The 18157-nt window shown below is 62.2% G+C and carries 18 protein-coding genes and 1 pseudogene; 10 read left to right on the forward strand and 9 right to left on the reverse strand.

What is annotated here, in order from left to right; translation table 11 throughout:
- Both P9255_RS08455 and P9255_RS08460 read left to right on the forward strand, forming a co-directional pair.
- Nucleotides 1–1065, forward strand: a 1065-nt coding sequence (locus P9255_RS08455; RefSeq protein ID WP_309789358.1) for a glycosyltransferase family 2 protein, incomplete at its 5' end; no start/stop codon positions are given.
- Between the two features lie 49 nt (nt 1066–1114).
- Nucleotides 1115–1372, forward strand: coding sequence for a hypothetical protein (locus P9255_RS08460; protein ID WP_309789359.1), 258 nt, complete (start codon nt 1115–1117; stop codon nt 1370–1372).
- A 28-nt stretch (nt 1373–1400) separates the two neighbouring features.
- Here the strand turns inward: P9255_RS08460 and P9255_RS08465 are convergent, their stop codons facing one another.
- The 3 genes from P9255_RS08465 to P9255_RS08475 form a co-directional block, all read right to left on the reverse strand.
- On the reverse strand, nt 1401–1745 hold the full coding sequence (locus P9255_RS08465) for a response regulator (protein WP_309767504.1): 345 nt from the start codon (nt 1743–1745) through the stop codon (nt 1401–1403).
- A gap of 84 nt (nt 1746–1829) precedes the next feature.
- On the reverse strand, nt 1830–2624 hold the full coding sequence (locus tag P9255_RS08470; RefSeq protein WP_309767502.1) for an EAL domain-containing protein: 795 nt from the start codon (nt 2622–2624) through the stop codon (nt 1830–1832).
- Between the two features lie 81 nt (nt 2625–2705).
- Complete coding sequence (locus tag P9255_RS08475) at nt 2706–3278, reverse strand: M48 family metalloprotease (RefSeq protein ID WP_309767501.1); 573 nt, start codon at nt 3276–3278, stop codon at nt 2706–2708.
- 461 nt (nt 3279–3739) lie between these two features.
- Between P9255_RS08475 and P9255_RS08480 the strand changes: the two genes are divergently transcribed.
- Together P9255_RS08480 and P9255_RS08485 are read left to right on the forward strand one after the other, a co-directional pair.
- A complete protein-coding gene (locus P9255_RS08480) occupies nt 3740–3943 on the forward strand; it encodes a cold-shock protein (RefSeq protein ID WP_008347993.1) in 204 nt (67 codons plus the stop codon).
- A 216-nt stretch (nt 3944–4159) separates the two neighbouring features.
- Complete coding sequence (locus P9255_RS08485) at nt 4160–4594, forward strand: hypothetical protein (protein ID WP_309768227.1); 435 nt, start codon at nt 4160–4162, stop codon at nt 4592–4594.
- 186 nt (nt 4595–4780) lie between these two features.
- Here P9255_RS08485 and P9255_RS08490 read toward each other — a convergent pair whose 3' ends face one another.
- On the reverse strand, nt 4781–5548 hold the full coding sequence (locus P9255_RS08490; RefSeq protein ID WP_309767500.1) for a sulfite exporter TauE/SafE family protein: 768 nt from the start codon (nt 5546–5548) through the stop codon (nt 4781–4783).
- An 81-nt stretch (nt 5549–5629) separates the two neighbouring features.
- On the opposite strand from P9255_RS08490, the gene P9255_RS08495 reads away from it, so the two are divergent.
- Entirely contained in the window at nt 5630–6514 is an 885-nt protein-coding gene (locus tag P9255_RS08495; RefSeq protein WP_309767498.1) for a LysR substrate-binding domain-containing protein, read from the forward strand.
- A gap of 3 nt (nt 6515–6517) precedes the next feature.
- Here P9255_RS08495 and ppk2 read toward each other — a convergent pair whose 3' ends face one another.
- Together ppk2 and P9255_RS08505 are read right to left on the reverse strand one after the other, a co-directional pair.
- On the reverse strand, nt 6518–7633 hold the full coding sequence (ppk2, locus tag P9255_RS08500) for a polyphosphate kinase 2 (protein WP_404980296.1): 1116 nt from the start codon (nt 7631–7633) through the stop codon (nt 6518–6520).
- Between the two features lie 24 nt (nt 7634–7657).
- Entirely contained in the window at nt 7658–7879 is a 222-nt protein-coding gene (locus P9255_RS08505; RefSeq protein WP_309768222.1) for a YdcH family protein, read from the reverse strand.
- Nucleotides 7880–8734: 855 nt separating this feature from the next.
- Between P9255_RS08505 and P9255_RS08510 the strand changes: the two genes are divergently transcribed.
- A complete protein-coding gene (locus P9255_RS08510; RefSeq protein ID WP_309789360.1) occupies nt 8735–10108 on the forward strand; it encodes a sigma 54-interacting transcriptional regulator in 1374 nt (457 codons plus the stop codon).
- A 127-nt stretch (nt 10109–10235) separates the two neighbouring features.
- Nucleotides 10236–11117 carry an oxaloacetate decarboxylase gene (locus P9255_RS08515; RefSeq protein ID WP_309767495.1) on the forward strand — a complete coding sequence of 294 codons (882 nt, stop codon included), beginning with the start codon at nt 10236–10238 and terminating at the stop codon, nt 11115–11117.
- Between the two features lie 9 nt (nt 11118–11126).
- Here P9255_RS08515 and P9255_RS08520 read toward each other — a convergent pair.
- Nucleotides 11127–11427 (reverse strand): annotated as a pseudogene (locus tag P9255_RS08520) (DUF4148 domain-containing protein).
- 225 nt (nt 11428–11652) lie between these two features.
- Here P9255_RS08520 and P9255_RS08525 point away from each other — a divergent pair.
- A complete protein-coding gene (locus tag P9255_RS08525; protein ID WP_309767491.1) occupies nt 11653–11946 on the forward strand; it encodes a DUF1330 domain-containing protein in 294 nt (97 codons plus the stop codon).
- Nucleotides 11947–11993: 47 nt separating this feature from the next.
- On the opposite strand, the gene treA is transcribed toward P9255_RS08525, so the two are convergent.
- Nucleotides 11994–13610 carry an alpha,alpha-trehalase TreA gene (gene treA, locus P9255_RS08530; RefSeq protein WP_404980297.1) on the reverse strand — a complete coding sequence of 539 codons (1617 nt, stop codon included), beginning with the start codon at nt 13608–13610 and terminating at the stop codon, nt 11994–11996.
- Between the two features lie 297 nt (nt 13611–13907).
- The gene (locus P9255_RS08535) at nt 13908–15068 is read right to left on the reverse strand and encodes an aldose epimerase family protein (RefSeq protein WP_309789516.1); all 1161 of its coding nucleotides are present in this window, start codon (nt 15066–15068) and stop codon (nt 13908–13910) included.
- 143 nt (nt 15069–15211) lie between these two features.
- On the opposite strand from P9255_RS08535, the gene P9255_RS08540 reads away from it, so the two are divergent.
- Nucleotides 15212–15388, forward strand: coding sequence for a hypothetical protein (locus tag P9255_RS08540; RefSeq protein ID WP_309767488.1), 177 nt, complete (start codon nt 15212–15214; stop codon nt 15386–15388).
- 107 nt (nt 15389–15495) lie between these two features.
- Nucleotides 15496–18132 carry a PAS domain-containing protein gene (locus tag P9255_RS08545; protein WP_309789361.1) on the forward strand — a complete coding sequence of 879 codons (2637 nt, stop codon included), beginning with the start codon at nt 15496–15498 and terminating at the stop codon, nt 18130–18132.
- Nucleotides 18133–18157 lie beyond the last annotated feature (25 nt).

Raw genomic sequence — 18157 nt, forward strand, 5'->3', positions numbered from 1 at the left:
TTGCATGAGTCTGTGCGCGAAGCGAAACCGCTGCTGACCATCGTGGTGGCTGCCTATAACATCGAGGGATATATCGAGGAAGCACTCACGTCCCTTCTCTCTCAACCTCATATCGATGCGATGAAAATCATCGTTGTCGACGACGGCTCTACCGACGAGACTCACGCGGCGGCGCAGGCCGTGGCCGCACGCGACGGCGGCGTGCATATCGAAGTCATCAGGCAAAAGAACGGCGGCCTGAGTGCGGCCCGCAATACGGGACTCGCGGCAGTGCGTACGCCCTATGTCGGCTTCCTCGACGGCGACGACATCTATCTCGATGGCTTCACGCAAGCGGTCATCCCGCGCCTCGCCGAAGGTCAATACGACATCCTGGAATACAACGTCAAGATCATCGACGACGATGGACGCCATCTCGACGACCTCGAACTCGTGAGCGCGGGCAAGAGCGGTGCTCACCGGATGGATCATCACGCGCTAAGGGACTTTGCCAATACATTCCATACGTTTGCGTGGGCACGGGTCTATCGCACTGAGTTTTTCCGCGAGACGCAATTTCCTGTGGGCAGACATTACGAGGATATGGCGGTCATTCCGTCGATGTATCTGCGCGCGAGCCGCTATTACCGCGTGAGCGAGCCACTGATTGGCTATCGGCGCCGTTTCGGCAGCATCACCCAGAAAGCGACGCTACGCGATATGCGTGACCTGTGCATCAACGGTCAGGAAGCGCTCGCACGCTGCAATGGCGGCGACAGGGACGATTTCTGGCTGACTGTCTTCGACAAGGTATTCGAGCGCGCCTGTCATGTGTGTGCGCGAGTTGACCGGGCGTCGTTCAAGCAAGCGTCGCAAACGCTGTCGCAGATGGCGGAGATGCATCGCAATACGCGGGCGAAACTCACTGGGCGCAGCGGGCGTGAAATCGTCGGGCTAAAGCCATTCGATCTCAACGTGCGCGCAGACCGCTCGGTTCACTTCCTCAAAGGGCTCGTCAAGAAAGTCTTGCGACGCAGTCTCGATCATCGACAGCGGGCGCGCCGGCCGAGCCCCTCGATCGGTTGATCGGCAGAGCGCGCGGGCGCACGCCCCGCGTTCGCAGTAAACTGGATGAATGGAAAAGTGCCCCTACTGCGATAGAATCCGCGACGAATGGGACTGTCACGGACAAACATGCCGTACCGCCATCGCCCGTGCGCTACGAAGACAGCGCATGGGCTTGCCGATGGTGGCGAAAGTCATACGCAATGAGATTCCGGCCGGCGCAAGCACCGGCGAGGTGATCACGCAACTCTCGCGTCAGCGCTTGCGTGCGCGCCGTGCAAACGAAGAACGTCGCGCGCGCAAGGCTGCGGAAGACCAGGACCTTTAGCTTGTTCTCGGCGAAGGTCGCTTAGCGCCTAGCAGGCGTTAAGCACCGCTCTGAACCCGTCGGCGGTGAAGGGCTTGAGGAAAAACCCGTCGAAGTGCTCTTGTACTTCGTTCTGGTGCCGGTCATCGCCGGTGACTGCAACGACGCACGCGAGCTTGCTCGGCCCCGCGGCGCGCAAACGCCGGCACAGATCGCGGCCATCCACATCGGGCAGGTTGAGGTCGAGAAAGATCGTGTCGTAGCTATTGGCCGCAGCCAGAAGCATCGCCTGATGGCCGTCGTAGGCGACGTGCGCGACATGTCCCAGCGATACCGCAAGGTCTCTGAATGCATCGCAAAGTCGGACGTCATCTTCTACAAACAGGACGAGCATGATCGGTCATCCGGAAGCGTTGATTCCCTCTGCAAGCGAGGGCCTTGCTTTCGCCTCCCTCGCCACGCAAAAACCGAGCCACGCTCAGGCGGCGAACGAAGACGCATTCAACGACGGCACCGCCGCAAACGCGGGCTTCGCAAAGAAATAGCCCTGCAGAAGCCGGACGTCGTTAGCGATGAAGAAGTCGCGTTCACCCTTGGTCTCGATGCCCTCGGCGATCACACGTATGCCGAGATCACGGCAGATTGCAAGCACCCCGCACACGATGCGCTGCCGCACCGTATCGGTATCGATGCCCCGCACAAGGTCCATGTCGAGCTTGATGATGTCCGGCTGAAAGTCCGCAAGCAGCGTGAGGCCGGAATAGCCTGCGCCGAAATCGTCGATCGCCGTTTGAAAACCGAAGCGCTTATAGGCACGGAATATATCGACGAGATGCGGGCGGCTGATGATGTCCTCGCCTTCCACCGTCTCGAAGATGATTCGCTCGATCGGAAAGCCATGTTTCTCTGCCGCCTCGAACGTACTGCGAATGCACGCTTCCGGCCGATACACCGCATTGGGCATGAAGTTGATCGAGAGAAAGCCCTGAAGTCCGAGCTGCGCGGCCTGCTGAATGGCCGTCGTACGGCAACGCTGATCGAAGTGATAGCGGTTTGCATCGCTCACCCTGCTCAGCACCGTACCGGCCGGCTCGCCTTGCGGTCCGCGCACCAGTGCTTCGTGGGCGTAGGCCGCGCCCGCTGCGAAATCGACAATCGGCTGGAAAGCGAATGCCAGCGCCAGTTGTGAATCCGGGTCCGTCTTGCACCCCGCACAGCCCGAAGGAACCGAATGAATTGCGACTGTGGCAGCAGCGCTTCGTGCATCGTTCATGGAGTTGATCCTGTATCTTTGTTCGATGCGGCGCTTTGCGCGAAGTCAACATGACCGACCGCGCAAGCGCCCATCAAGCCTTTATCGGCAGGGACTTTCGGCTTCTTTAATCTGCGCGCAATGTTCATGCATTGCGCGAAGGCGCAGTGCGTCGATATGCCCGCTTCGTGCCATTGCTTCGAGCGCCTGCAATGCGGATCGCGCGCCGCAAACCCGGGCGGCTTTCGCATCGGCATCGAGTTCCAGAGCGATTGCGCGACTGAGGGTGCGCGCGTGCCATATGGGCCGCATCAGGGCCACTGCAAGCGCGCAAAGCGCGCCGGGAATCGATATGCGCCACAGATCTGCTTGCGACCAGGCGGCAAACATGATGCATGGCACGGCGACAAGCGCAGTGACGACAAGCACCGTTCTGGCGAAGTCGAGCAAGAGCGCCGGTCGTTGTGTCGCATGTCCGACTTCATGCGCGACCACGAAACACAACTGCGGCTCGGGCAACGCAAGCGTACGCCTGTCCAGCTCAATGCGATGAAACAGCGCTTCATAGCATGGCCCGCTTCCGCTCGCGACGAATCGCACGGCGGGCGGCTCGATGCCTAGCATCGCCGCATAGCGCGCCACGAGACGCGACACCCGTTGCTCCGCCAGTTCCATGTTGACCTGATGAAAAGGCTCCGTCGCTCCGTGAGGCTGCCGCTGCAAGCGTCGGTGGCTGCCATGCGTCGAGTTGCGCGTTCGGTCGGGCGAGTGTGCTCGTCATGCCAGGTCACTAAGGGTGACAGCACCCCTTACCCGAACTCCGCCCACATCGCGCAAGACGGCACCCGTCAGTCATTGTGAGCGCAACCGCGCAGTCCTGCCTGAACGATGCCTGCCCGGCGCCGCGTTAAACCGCTTTGTCGGCCACCGAACAGACACGCTAAAGCGCCATGCCGGAAAATTAAACCGGCACACTGACAGGCGACAGGTAATTTTGCGGTTTTATGACGGCCGTGCGGCAATAAGCTAAGCAAAAACGCTTATTGGACCAAAATACCAAGACATGGTAAAAATCAGTGTCGCTCGAAACAAAGGGCGCATCTTCAACGTTTATTCGTCTCATAGGGTTTGGAAAAATGGCAACAGGTACGGTCAAGTGGTTCAATGATGCAAAGGGTTTCGGTTTCATCACGCCGGACGACGGCGGTGAAGACCTGTTTGCACATTTCTCCGAGATCCAGTCCAAGGGTTTCAAGTCGCTCCAGGAGAACCAGAAGGTGAGCTTCGAAGTCAAGCAAGGCCCGAAGGGCAAGCAGGCTTCGACGATCCAGCCGCTGTAATACGCGCGGTTCAGCTTGCTGAACAACGGCCCTTCGGGGCCGTTTGTTTTTTTGCGCGCGTCATCGAGCATCGCTATAACTCAGTAGAATCGCGAATCGGCCTCGAGCGCCGTCGCTATGCTGGATCAACCTTTTCTTAGTACCTGTGTGAAGCCGCGAAGCAATCGACAAGAATTCCGCGTCTGGACGCGGCCCACCGCGAGCGCATTGCTCGCCATGCTCTGGTGCGTCATGTTCAGCGCGCATGGGCAATCGTTTGCACTCAACGCACACGCGGCTCGCTTCGTCACTGCGGTCGTGATGAACGACTTCCACACGGCCCAGGCCGGCGGCGGCTACGTGTTCTCGTACGAGAAGCACGAAACCGAAGCTACGCTGACGGCCAAGCTCGAACGGTGGTTCTCGGGCGACGCCCCTGACGCACTTCGCATGGAGCCCGCCGAAAAGCAGACGCTTTTCGGTTTCTACTGGGCGGCCAGCATGATGCCCGCGAACTCACCCTGCTTTCAGTCCATCGCGGAGCCCGCGTGCAGCGATGACCTCGCGAAGTGGATGGCGCGCGAGTTCGCAGACGATCCGCGCTTCATTCGCGCGTATGAATCGGCGGCCAAGCCGCTCGGCTTACCGCCGCTGATTCGAACCGCGCGCTGACGAACGGTGTCTGCGTTGGCGGCGTCGCGACTCGCGCCCGATGCAGCGATGCGGCCGCTGTCCCGGCGATGCGTCGTGCCCGATCACCTCGTCGCTCGCATCGCGCATCCACACGATTTTCGCGGCCACGCTTGCCAGCACGGATAGCGCACCGATGGTTTCGAGCAAGGCAGCGATCATGATCATTCATCGATGCGCGAGCATCGGCCCGTAAGTCCGCACGAAGAAGGCGACCGTAATGCCCACGCTCACGAGCAGCGTCCCCGTTCTGATCAGCGCCGGCGATGCGCGTCGGCCCAGTTGCGCGCCGCCGTATCCGCCCGCGATCGCCGCAACGAGCACCGCGATGGTCTCGGGCCAGCGCACCGCATGGGCAACGGCGAAGGTCACGACAGCCACAGAATTGGCCGCGCTGACGAGCAGCGTGCGCGGCGCGTTGAGGCTCTTGAGATCGCGCGGATCGAGCAGGCCCCACACGGCCATCATCATGATGCCGACCGCGCCTCCGAAGTAGCCGCCGTACACGCCGAGCGCCAGCTGAATCGCAAGGACTGCGGGCGCAGAGATACGCCAGCGCTTGCGCAACAGCTCGCCAAGACGCCGGCCGAAGGCCAGCGCGAGACTCGCGCAAAGCAGCAGCCACGGCAGTAAGAACGAGAACGTCGATGACGATGTCGACAGCAACAGCACCGCGCCGATCATTCCGCCGATCAGCGTCGTGACGAGCATCATGCGAATCGGCACTGAACCGACAGGGCCGAGCCCGTCGCGATACGCCCATGCGCTGACCACGCCGCCCGGAAACAGCGCGACCGTTGACGATGCGTTCGCCTGAACCGGCGGCACGCCCGCTGCGATGAGCGCGGGCAGACTGACGAACGATCCGCCGCCTGCGAGCGCATTCATCGCCCCGGCGATGAATCCCGCAAGGATCACTACGATAAGAGGTTCCATGCGGCAAATCGTAGCGAGCGCATTGCGCGCTTACAATCTGGCATTTCCTATGCAAGGCTTCGGCCCGGCCGAAGGCACGCCATGCGTTTCGATCTCACCGACATGCGACTCTTTCTGACCGTGATCGAACGCGGCAGCATCACGGCGGGCGCGCAAGCGATGCATCTCGCGCTGGCGTCCGCAAGCGAGCGGATCGGGGGCATGGAAGCCGCATTGGGGGCGCCGCTTCTAGAACGCAATCGCCGTGGCGTGCACGCGACCGCCGCCGGCGAGAGCTTCGCGCGCCACGCCCGGATGATTCTCGGTCAGGTCGAGCAGATGCGCGGCGAATTGCGCACGTACGCAACGGGCCTCAAAGGGCGCGTCAAGCTCATGTCGAATACGGCGGCATTGGCCGCCTACTTGCCGCCGCGCCTCACGCGCTTCCTTGCGGCTCATCCCGATCTGTCGATCGATCTCGATGAACGGCCCAGCGCCGACATCGTGCAGGCAGTGATGGAAGGCCGGGCGGATCTCGGCATCGTCGCGGATATCACGGACCTCGGGAGCCTCGAGACGCGGCTCGTCACGCAGGATCAGCTGGTCGTGGTCGCGAGCCGCACGCATCGCGTGGCGAATGAAACTGCCGTGGCGTTCGCGGATATCGTCGGCGAAGCGTTTGTCGGCCTCGCGGATGCGGCGCTCGAAATGCATCTTGCCGAGAAGGCGTCGAGGCTCGGCAAGCAACTCAATTACCGCATCCATATGCGCAGCATCGATAACGTCGCGATGCTCGTGGAAGCGGGTATCGGCATCGCGATACTTTCGCGTGCATCGGCGCAATTGCTCGACCGTACGGGGCTCGCTATTGCGCCGTTGTCCGAGCCGTGGGCCGCGCGCCGGCTGCATCTATGCGCGCGCGCCTTCGCCAGCCTCACGCCGCAAGCGAGGCTGCTTGCGCACGAACTCATGGCCGACGACGCCTGAGCCTCAGAACGCCCTTCCGACGATGAGCGGATCGACGGGACCGATCGTCCGGATATCGCGATTCGCATACGGCAAGCGATGCAGCACATAACGCATGGCATTGAGCCGCGCGCGCTTCTTGCAGTCGGAGCGCACGACGGTCCAGGGCGTGTCGGCGGTATCGGTATGGGCGAACATGGCTTCTTTCGCAGCCGTGTAGTCGTCCCACTTGTCGAGCGACGCAAGGTCCACCGGACTCAGCTTCCACTGCTTGAGCGGATGCACTTCGCGTTCCTTGAAACGGCGGCGCTGTTCCGCGCGGCTCACGGAAAACCAGAACTTGACGATGTGCACGCCGCTTTGCGTGAGATGACGCTCGAATGCCGGCACCTGCTGCATGAACGCGTCGTACTCCTGGTTCGTGCAGAAGCCCATCACGCGCTCGACGCCCGCGCGGTTGTACCAGGAACGATCGAAAAGCACGATCTCGCCTGCCGTGGGCAGATGCTCCACATAGCGTTGAAAATACCACTGACCGCGTTCACGCTCGGACGGCTTCTCGAGCGCGACAACGCGCGCGCCACGCGGATTCAGATGCTCCATGAATCGCTTGATGGCGCCGCCCTTGCCCGCCGCATCGCGGCCTTCGAAGAGAATGACGACGCGCTGCCCCGTTTCCTTCACCCACGCCTGCAGCTTGAGCAGTTCCACCTGAAGCCGATACTTCTGCTTCTCGTACGCTTGCCGCGACATGAGATGCTTGTACGGATACCCGCCGTGACGCCATCCGGGCGATAGTTCGTCGTCCTGATGCTGACGGCGCGACCCGCGCGCACCGCTCGGCGATACGCCTTCCAGCAGATGCGCGCGCAACGTGGCTATTTCGTCCGGCGAGAGACCGCCCATCAGCGCCTTCATCGTGTCGAGCCGCGTCTCGGCGCCGGTCGATGCCGCATTCGCGAGCATCTCTTCCATGCTGCTGGAAATGAACTCGTTGGCGGCGCTCACCGCTTCTTCCGTTTCCCGACTTGCAAGTTGCGCGGACGTCTCGACGACGCTCACGCCGCCGTCCGGTTCTTCGCTCGCACCGTGCTGCAACGCCCTGCCCCGGCTTCCCTCGGATGCGCGTGTGGTTCTCACGTTCTCTTTCTCCTTATCGCGGCTTCAGGCGGCTTGCGCGGCTTTTCGCAGCACGACGTACATCTTGTCCTTGAGCAGCAGCTTCTCCTTTTTGAGCGATTCGATCGTGAAGGAATCCGCAGGCGTCACGCCCGCTTCCATGTTCTGGATGTCGTGATCGAGCTGGTTGTGGCGCTCGAACAGTCTGGAGAAGTGCGCGTCTTCGGTCTTCAGACGGGAAATGAGGTCGCGGTATTCGGGAAACATGTTGAATCTCCAATGCGGGATCGCTTTCGGTACTACGTAGTACATCTTACCGACGGAGCGCCGCGCTTTCGTCTGCTTTTTGCGCAATGGCGTGCGTGAAAACGCCGCAGCCGTGTCTCCTGTCGAACGACTACGGCGTTTCGGCAACCTACGCACAAACCCTCCTGCACGCAGGCAAGCTGCTTGCGCACAATGGTTGGCTGGCTCGGGCGTACCGAGCTTTAGTTGGAGGACACCATGAAAATGAATCGCAATGCCGTCGCCGCGCTGACGTTCGGCGTGGCCGCTGTATTCATCGTCGATGCCGCCCATGCCGATAGCCGCGCAGCACAGAAGCTCGGACAGATCGGGGTCATCAATCAGACGCTGCAACCCAAACCGCCGAAGTCATCGCCGGGTGCGGCTTCGAATTCGCCCAGCCCTAACGCGGCGACGTCGGGATACACGGGCAACGCGGCCATCAACGCAAACGGCGCTAACGCCAACGCTGCGAATTCGGCGAATGCCGCAGCGAATGCACGCGCCGGGGCAACACTGCCCAATGGCAGATAAGTTGCGCAAGGGTTAACCCTCGATGAAAGGACATGCCGCAGCAAGGACCGAAAGCGGCCCGGTAAAACGTTCCTGCGGTGCTTCGCCGCGGAGCGCCTTGTCACGGGGCTCCGACGATTACGGCATGGCTGCGCTCTCGTTTTACGAACGTCCGTTTCGCAAAAAGTGCTCTTGCGTTTTCAATCGCAATGCGCAGACCAATGTAAACATTCAAAAGACGCATATCGTTTAAGCGGCTTTTTGCTTCGGCGATTCCAATGGATACTGTGCTTACAAACACACAAATATCTGAGAGAACACGCCATGTACGGGGAACCCAGAACGTTGTACTTCGCCGGGCGTACCGTGTCGGAGGACCTGGCCGAGCGCCTCCACGCACGCGGCTGGAACATCGAGTACGTCAATCCCGCGAAGCCGTGCAGACTGTCGAGGCACGGCAAGGGCGCCGCTGCGGGCATCGTGGATTTGACGAGTGGCGGATGCGCGAAGGACATTGCGGCCCTCACCGCTTTGCTTGCGGGCTATCGCATCGGCTGGGTCGCGACCGTGCATGCCGATCAGGCGGACAATCCCGAGTTGTGCCGGCTGATACGCGATTACTGCTTCGACTATGTCACCGTGCCTTCGTCGCCGGACCGCATCGTCGATGCCGTGGGCCATGCTTACGGCATGGTCTCGTTACACGACGCCGCCAGTAACGATCCGCTCAAGGCCGACGCCACCGAAGGCGGCATGATCGGCGACTGCGAGGCGATGAAGGCGTTGTATCGCTCGATCCGGAAAGTGGCGATGACCGACGCGCCGGTCTTCATCTCCGGCGAGTCGGGCACCGGCAAGGAGCTGACCGCGCAGGCGATTCATGAGCGCTCGGCCCGCCGCTCGCAACCCTTCGTCGCGATCAATTGCGGCGCCATTCCGCCGCATCTGCTGCAGTCCGAACTATTCGGTTACGAGCGCGGCGCATTCACCGGGGCGAACCAGCGCAAGATCGGCCGCGTGCAAGCGGCGGACGGCGGCACGCTGTTTCTCGATGAAATCGGCGACTTGCCGCTGGAAAGCCAGGCAAGCCTGCTGCGCTTCTTGCAGGAACGCAAGATCGAGCGGCTAGGCGGCCAGGGCTCGACGCCCGTCGATGTGCGCATCATTTCCGCGACGCACGTTGACATGCAGACCGCGATGCTCGAAGGACGCTTCCGCGCCGACCTGTACCACCGCCTGTGCGTGCTGCAAATCGACGAACCGCCGTTGCGCGTGCGCGGCAGGGATATCGAATTGCTCGCCCAGCACATGCTCGAACGCTTCCGCAAGGATGCGAGCCGGCGCTTGCGCGGCTTCTCGCCTTGCGCCATTGCAGCGCTTCACAACTACAACTGGCCGGGCAACGTGCGCGAGCTGATCAATCGCGTGCGGCGGGCCATCGTCATGTGCGAGGGACGGCAGATTCTTGCAAGCGACCTCGAGCTGGGCGATTACGTCGAAGCCGCGCCGATGACGCTTGCCCAGGCGCGCGAGGCCGCCGAGCGGCAGGCTATCGAAGTGGCGCTGCTGCGTCATCGCGGACGGCTCGGCGAAGCGGCCGATGAACTGGGCATCTCGCGCGTCACGCTTTATCGCATGCTGACGGCTTATGGTCTGCGCGCGAAAGCGGATCGGCCGCTTCAGGTGTCCGGCGGCTGACGCATCGCACCGGCTTCGCGTTAGCGCCAAGGCTGCACACGCTTTAACATGGCAGGCTATGGCACGCGTGCGTGGCTTACCGGCATCGCGTGCCTCGATCCGCTTCTCTATTTCCGGACATCCAGCCATGACAACATCTTCTTCCCGCCGCCGCGCCGCGTTCCGAGAACTGGTCAATGCACGCCGTGGCCTTCTTTTGCCGGGCGCATTCAACGCCATGAGCGCGCGTGTCGCCGCGGACCTGGGGTTCGAGGCGCTGTACATCACCGGCGCGGGCGTCACGAACATGTCGCTCGGCATGCCGGATCTCGGCTTTATCGGCCTTGCCGAAGTTGCGGAGCACACGACGCGCATCCGCGATGCAGTGGATCTCCCGCTCGTCGTCGATGCGGATACCGGCTTCGGCAACGCACTCAACGTGCGCCATACGATACGCACGCTCGAACGCGCGGGCGCGGACGCGGTCCAGCTCGAAGATCAGGTCATGCCGAAGAAATGCGGCCACTTCGCGGGCAAAGCCGTGATCTCGACGAGCGAGATGGTCGGCAAGATTCGCGCCGCAGTGGACGCGCGCGAAGACGAGAACTTCCAGATCATTGCACGCACCGATGCCTGCGCCGTCGAAGGCTTCGACGCCGCAATCGAACGCGCGAACAGGTTCGTCGAAGCCGGCGCGGATATTCTTTTCATCGAGGCGATCGAAACGCAGGAGCAGATCGCGTCGTTGAACAAGCTGGTGAATGCGCCGCAACTGATCAATATCGTCATTGGCGGAAAGACCCCTGTAACGGGCCGCGATGAACTGGAACGGCTGGGCTTCAGCCTCGTGCTGTATGCGAACGCCGCCTTGCAGAGCGCGGTGCGCGGCATGCAGACGGCGCTCGGTGCGCTCAGGGAACATGGCAGGCTCGACGAAGACCCTGCCATCGTGGCGCCCTTCGCAGAGCGCCAGAGACTCGTTGACAAGCCTTTGTTCGACGAGCTCGATCGCAAATACGCTGCGGACTGAACGATGCGCTTAGCGCGTGTACATCGCGTTCCAGTCGGCTTGCGAGACGCCATGCCCCGATTGCGTCGCGCCAGTTGAACACACCGCCATACGCAGTCGCGCCCTGGCGAGCGGCGAGCTTTGCTTCGGCTTGCTGGATGGCTTGCGGGTAATGCGCCTGATCACCGTCGCCGACGTGATAACCCACGCTCTGCAGTTCCGCGAGTTCTGCACGGACCTGGGCGCGTGTGATCTGGCTGCCTTGCGCGAACGACAGCGCGGGAAGAACGAGAGCGGTTGCGATAACTGCGGCGCGAATCGAAGACTTCATTTTTTAAACTCCAGTGACTTGGGTGCTTGCCTCTTGCGCTGACGCGTCGAAGCAATGAACAAAGTCTAGGCTGATCTTTTTAGCGGGTTAACCCCTAGACACGGAAAGCACTCTTCACTGAAATGCGCGGAATGGCGCACACGGAGCGGAAGGCGATTATTTGTTATGCTCGCCCTCGCATCGGCGCATCGCGCCAGGGCGCTCAACGAACAACAGGAGATTCAGATGGCTAAAGCATATTGGGTCAGCGCATACCGCAAGATTCACAAGCCCGAGCAAGTCGCGGAATATTCGAAGCTCGCGACCGAAGCGATCAAGGAAGCGGGCGGCCGTCCGCTGGCGCGCGGCGTCGCATCGACGGTGCACGGTGCGGGCATCGCTGAGCGCACGGTGCTGATCGAATTCGATTCGCTGGAACAGGCACTCGCTACGTTCAACGGCGAGAAGTATCAGGAAGCGCTGCGCGTACTCGGCGATGCCTGCGAGCGCGACTTCCGCGTGGTCGAAGGGCTGGAATAAGCATCACGCGCGAGGCGGCGCAACGCGTGCCGCCTCGTCGTGCCCGGCTATTGTCCGGGCGCGTACAGGTCCAGCAAACGCAAGGTCACGCCGTTCGTCCATCCGAAGCCATCCTGCAGCGGATATTCCCCGCCCCCGCCGCCGCCCGTCCCCGTTCCTTCCACGATGTACTTCTCCACGAGCTTCTGCTCCGTGGCATAGACGTGATTCACGTCCGTCAGAAAGCGCGTGCCGATCTGCTGCGCAAGATCGCCGCGGCCATAACGGCGAAGCCCCTGCACGGCGATCCAGTGCAGCGGCGCCCAGCCGTTCGGCGCGTCCCACTGTTGCGTGGTGTTATGCGTGGTCGTCGTGAGACCGCCGGGCTTGAGCAGCAAGGCTTCCGCCGTGCGCGCGGTCGCATGCGCGCGATCCGGCCACGCCGCCCCTGCGAACAAGGGATAAAGCATCGCCGCCGAAGGGTTGTTGCGCGGCTGCCCGAGCTTCCAGTCATAGTCGCCGTAATAGCCGTTGCTGTTCCAGAGATACTTGTTGATGCCGATGGCGCGCTTCGCTGCCTTGCCGATGAATTCCGCCACGCAACCGAAGTCGCGCACTTCGCCGCAGCCCCGCGCGATCGTCGTTTCCAGATGGAACATCAGGCTGTTGAGGTTGACGGGCACGATGGATGTGGTGCGAATCGTGGCGAGCGTCTGGTTGTCGCCGAACCATCGCGAACTGAAATCCCAGCCGCTTTCCGCTGCTGCGCGCAGATCGCGATACAGCTCGTTAGCAGGCCGGTCATGGACGGTGGCGGCCGTCGTCACGTCCTGCAGATAAGACTCGTCGCGCGGCGTATCGCGCTCGTCCCAATAGCGGTTGAGCACGGTCCGATCCGGCAGCATCACCACGTTGCGCACCGCGCCTCCCGGCTCGAGCGAATGCGAGCCTTTCATCCAGTAGTGATATTCGCGGCGCATCTGCGGCAAGTATCGTTGATACACGCGGCCGCCTTCCTTGTGCGCGGCAAGCTCCACCATGTACGAAAAGAACGGCGGCTGGGAGCGGCTCACGTAGTAAGAGCGATTGCCGTTCGGTATGTGGCCGATGGTATCGATGAGATAGGCGAAGTTGTCGAGCATGTTGTCGACGAGGTCTTCACGCCCTGCTTCCTGAAGCCCGAGCATCGTGAAGTAGGTGTCCCAGTAGTAGCCCTCGCGGAAGCGCCCGCCCGGCACGACGTAAGGCTTGGGCATCGGAATGAGCGTGCTGTAGGGCGGCACCGTTGACGTATTGCGAGTCAGCGCGGGCCATAGCCAGTTGATGTGATCGCGCAGCGTTTGATTCGGCGGCGGCGTGATGACCTGATCGGTCGGCGGCGTGAAATACTGCGCGACGAACGCCGACAAACTGAAGCCCGGCACCGCGCGCTGCTGAAGATAGAGCCTGTTGATCTGCGCCGGGTCGATCTTCGGCGTCGCATCGACGAAGGTCTTCTGATCGGGATAAATCTGCTGCGTCTGCACCGCGACGAAAAGCTCGCCGTAAAGCTCGCTCGGCGGCGGCGGCACGACATAGCCGTTCTGCGCATCCGCATGGGCGACGCTTGCCGCGCCCAGAAGAACCCACGCACCAAGCAATCGGCGCATGTCCTGCGCCTGACGATACCGCGACAGTACGATCATGTTCACTCCTTCAAAGGGTGACGGCCCGGACTGGTCCCCCTCGTGCCTTCTGTTTTTCATGATGCAAAGCACAGCGAAGCATCGCACGTTCTGCTGGTCGATGGCAATCGTTCCCGTCTTCGTCCGTCCGGCATAAAAGTGCTGTTACGACGCGGTCTTGCGGTGGCGATCTCGGTCTCACGCTATGTCGGCGAGCGGACGAGCGCGGCATGGTCGGAGTTGCAGACGATCGTATCGGCCGTGAGGCTGGCGCTCACGTTCCTGCCATGAACGGCGCTCGCATGAGCGCAGCGCGTCTTAACGCACGCCGAACTTCCACACGGTGATCTCGTGATATTCGTCGCCGGGCCGCAGCTCCGTCGAAGGAAACGACGGACGGTTGGGCGAATCGGGAAAATGCTCGGCTTCGAGCGCGAAGCCGTCGGTCTGTCGATAGGCGTTCCCCGATACACCGATAACGCTGCCATCGAGTCCGTTCGCCGTATAGAACTGCAGGCCCGGCTGCGTCGTATAGACATCGAGTACGCGGCCGCTCGCGGGATCATAGGCGCGCGCGGCGAATGCTGGCTCGCCCTCGCGCTGGCCGGGCTTATCGAGCTTGAAGTTCTGGTCGTAGCCGCGCGCATGGCGCAACTGCGGAAACGACGAGCGCAGCCGCGCGCCGATCGGTGTGAGCGCCCGCAAGTCCAGCGGCGTGCCTTCCACGGATGCGATCTCGCCGGTCGGTATCGAATCGGCATGCGTGGGCGTATAGGTTGACGCCGCAATCATGATGAGCTGATTCTCCACGCTTCCACTGCCCTCGCCCGCCAGGTTGAAATAGCTGTGGTTCGTGAGATTGACGACCGTCGGCTTGTCCGTCTTCGCGCGATAGTCGATGCGCAACTCGTTATCGTCGGTGAGCGCGTAGGTGACATCGACGGTCAGCGTGCCCGGGAAGCCGTTCTCATTGTCCGGGCTGACATAACGCAGTTGCACGCCCGCGACCGTGTTGTTCTGAAACGTCCGCACGACGGTCCAGACTTTCTCATCGAAGCCGTGCGGCCCGCCGTGCAGCGTGTTGGGCGGATCGTTGACCGGCAATTGATAAGTGCGGCCGTCGATCGTGAATCGTCCTTGTGCGATGCGGTTCGCATAACGGCCGATGACGCTGCCGAAATGGATGTTGCCGTTATACCGCTCGTAGTCGGCGACAGAGCTGAAGCCGAGCACGACATCCGCGCGACGCCCGCGCCTGTCGGGCACATCGATACGCGTGACGATACCGCCATAAGTCATGCAGTTCATCGACATGCCGCGCGAATTCGCGAGCGTGTATTGCACGACTGGCTGACCTTGCTGCGTCGCGCCAAACGGAGCCGCAGAGATGGTCGCCGCACGAGTGGACAAAGGAACGACAAAAGCGATTGCGATGGATACGGCCCGTGTTGCAGCCGTGCTTCGAAGAAACGGAGTCATGGTGGAGTAGCAGGACAGGCGAGTTCGACGGCTCATCGAAGCATCGGCTATGCCCAGCGCGTTTTTGCTCCGCAAGCGATCAGGCATGAGGGATGCGCGCACCGCCCTGAGCGACATCGTTTCCAATGACAGAAGGAGTGCAAATGACCCAGCAGACCGATCGTCCGACGCCGCCCGTTCAAACCACGACCGATCCGAATACGGCGGATCGACGCCTTAGCGAAGAGCAAAAACAGAACCTCACCAACGAACCCGATCCGCCGTCCGACGACAAGGCGCATCCGTTGCCCGACCCGAACGCCGTTGGCGAAGACGGCTGAGTCGGACTCATCGGCGCACGGCCGTGCGTGCGCCTTTTCATGCGATGTGGTATCCGTACGCAGAAAGCAACGACGCGCCTCGTCGTTCAACCGTAGCAAGGACGACCATGTACGATCCTGCTCACTTCCTTCCCTCGTTCGTATGGCGCGCGGCGCGCGACGGGATGATCCAGTACGCGAATCCCTGGGCATGCCGTTATCTCGGCCTTGCGTCTGACGAATTGATCGGCAGGCACTGGCGCGAATTCATTCATCACCAGGACGAAGAACTCGTGCGCGACGCCGTTCGTCAGATGCGCAACGACATGCTCCTCAATAACGTCGATGTCCGCCTCTTGCGCGCCGACGGAGAATTCCGCTGGCATACGCTGCACCTCCAGGCGCGGCGCGATGAAGAAGAGCGTATCGCCGATACCGTGGGCGTCGCCATCGACATTCACGAATGCCGCCATGCGTGGGAGCTATACGAAGCGAGCGAGCGGCGTCTTCAGGCCGCGTTCGCGGGCGCGCGCATGGGCGCATGGGAATGGGACATGACGACGCGCGTCGTTCGCATGACCGAACAACTCGCGGCAATGTACTCGTTCCCGCCGGGCACCGAGACCGCGATGCTCTCGGAAATATGGGACCGCGTCGCGCCGGAGTCTCGCGAACTGTTCCAACGCAACCTTGCCGAAGCGCTGCGCGATGGCGGCCCCTTCGAGTTCGACTTCATGCTCGACGGCGGCGCCGTCACTCGCCGATGGCTGCGTATGCGCGGCAACCCCGAGTACGATGCGCGCGGAACGCTCGCGCGCGTCTATGGCGTGAGCTTCGATATCAGCGAGCAGCGCGCCGACGAAGAGCGCCTGAGTTTCAGCGAGCGGCGTTATCGCGCGCTCGTGGAATCGACGGGCGCGCTCGTCTGGTCCGCCGACGCGAACGGCGAGATACATCCTTCGAGCGGCGACTGGCAGAACTTCACGGGCGCACGCTGCGAGCGGCTCGCGCGCTGGGGGTGGCTCGACTTCGTTCATCCTGACGACCGCGAGCAGGCGCGTGAGACATGGCTCCAGGCCGTGCGTCAGGGCGAACCGACCACGCTCACGTTCCGCATGTATCGCAGGGATGGCGCGTATCGCATGGTGCAGGCGCAGGCCGCGCCGCTTCACGACGAGCAGGGCCGTCTGCAGGAATGGTTCGGCACCACCACCGATGTCACGCCGCGATACGAGGCGCAAGCGGCGATAGAAGCACGCAGCCTGCGCCTCACGGTTGCGATGCAGGCCGCGAAAATCCATATCGTTTCGCTGGAACTCGCTACGTGGTCGCTGATGTTCGAGACCGTCGGCAAGCTGCGCACGGAGCCGATCGAAACGGTCACGTATGAAGCGGCGCTCGCCCGCGTCCATCCCGACGATGCACCGACGCTCGACCGTTTCGTACGCCGCCTCGCCGCCGGCGAAGACCCTCACGAACAGTTCGAATTTCGCGTGAAGGACGCACAGGCCGAGCGATGGATGCAAGGCAGCGCGCTGCTTCAGCGTGGCAAGGACGACAAGCCGTTGCGCATCATCGGCAGTCTGATCGACATTACCGAGCGCAAGCACATGGAGCTCATGCTGCGCGAATCGGGACGCCGCAAGGACGAGTTCCTGGCGATGCTCGCGCATGAACTACGCAACCCGCTTGCGCCGCTGCGCACGGCCATCGCGCTGTTGCAAAAGGACGAAAGCGTGTCCGAACGCACGGGCGATCTCGTCGAGCTGATGCGCCGGCAAGTCGAGCACATGACGCGCATCGTCGATGACCTGCTCGAAGTGTCGCGCATCACGCAGGGACGCATCGCGCTCAAGACGGAGCCGGTGCTCGTCGGCACGGCTGTCTATCACGCCGTCGAAGCGGTCGCCGCGATGGTGGAAGCGCGCAGGCAGCACATACAGGTCGATGTCCCCGATGCGACCACCTGGGTCTGCGGCGACGTCACGCGCCTCTCGCAGATACTCGTCAACGTGCTGAACAACGCGACGAAATACACGCCGGAACAAGGACAGATTTCGGTCAGCGTGCAGGCGGAACAGGACTGGGTATCCATCGTGATAGCGGATACCGGCACCGGCATTTCCGCCGATCTGCTGCCCAAGGTGTTCGAGCTTTTCTCGCAAGGCGAACGGACACTGGACCGGTCGAATGGCGGACTCGGCATCGGGTTGTCGCTCGTGAAGAAGCTGGTCGAGATGCACAAAGGGACCATCACCGTGCAGAGTCCGGGGCCGGGACTCGGCACGACGGTGATCGTGCGGCTGCCGCGGCTGCATCACCATGAACGGCACTCGGCGCTTGCGCTATCCGAAGCCGGCGCCCTCGGCACGCAGGCCGCGCTGCGTGTACTCGTTGTTGACGACAATCGCGACGCCGCCGATTCGCTCGCGATGCTCTGCGAATCGGAAGGACATGTCACGCGCGTCGCGTATTCGTCGGAGGAGGCGCTGGCAGCTTCGCAGTTCGAAGCCGATGTCGCCCTGCTCGATATCGGCCTGCCGGACATCGACGGATACGAGCTTGCGCGTCGCTTGCGGCGCAAGGGCGATAGTGCGCCGCTGCTCGTCGCCATCACCGGGTACGGACAAGCGGAGGACCGCTTGCGCGCGCAATCGGCCGGCTTCGATTATCACTTCGTCAAACCCGTCAACGTGGAGAGCCTGCTCAAGCTATTGTCGTCTCTGACTGCCGACCGCCCCGCCGGACGCGCTGCGGAACGATGATTGCTCACGACGTGTCACCGAAACT

Source organism: Caballeronia sp. LZ019 (genome assembly GCF_031450825.1).
Classification (GTDB): Bacteria; Pseudomonadota; Gammaproteobacteria; order Burkholderiales; family Burkholderiaceae; genus Caballeronia.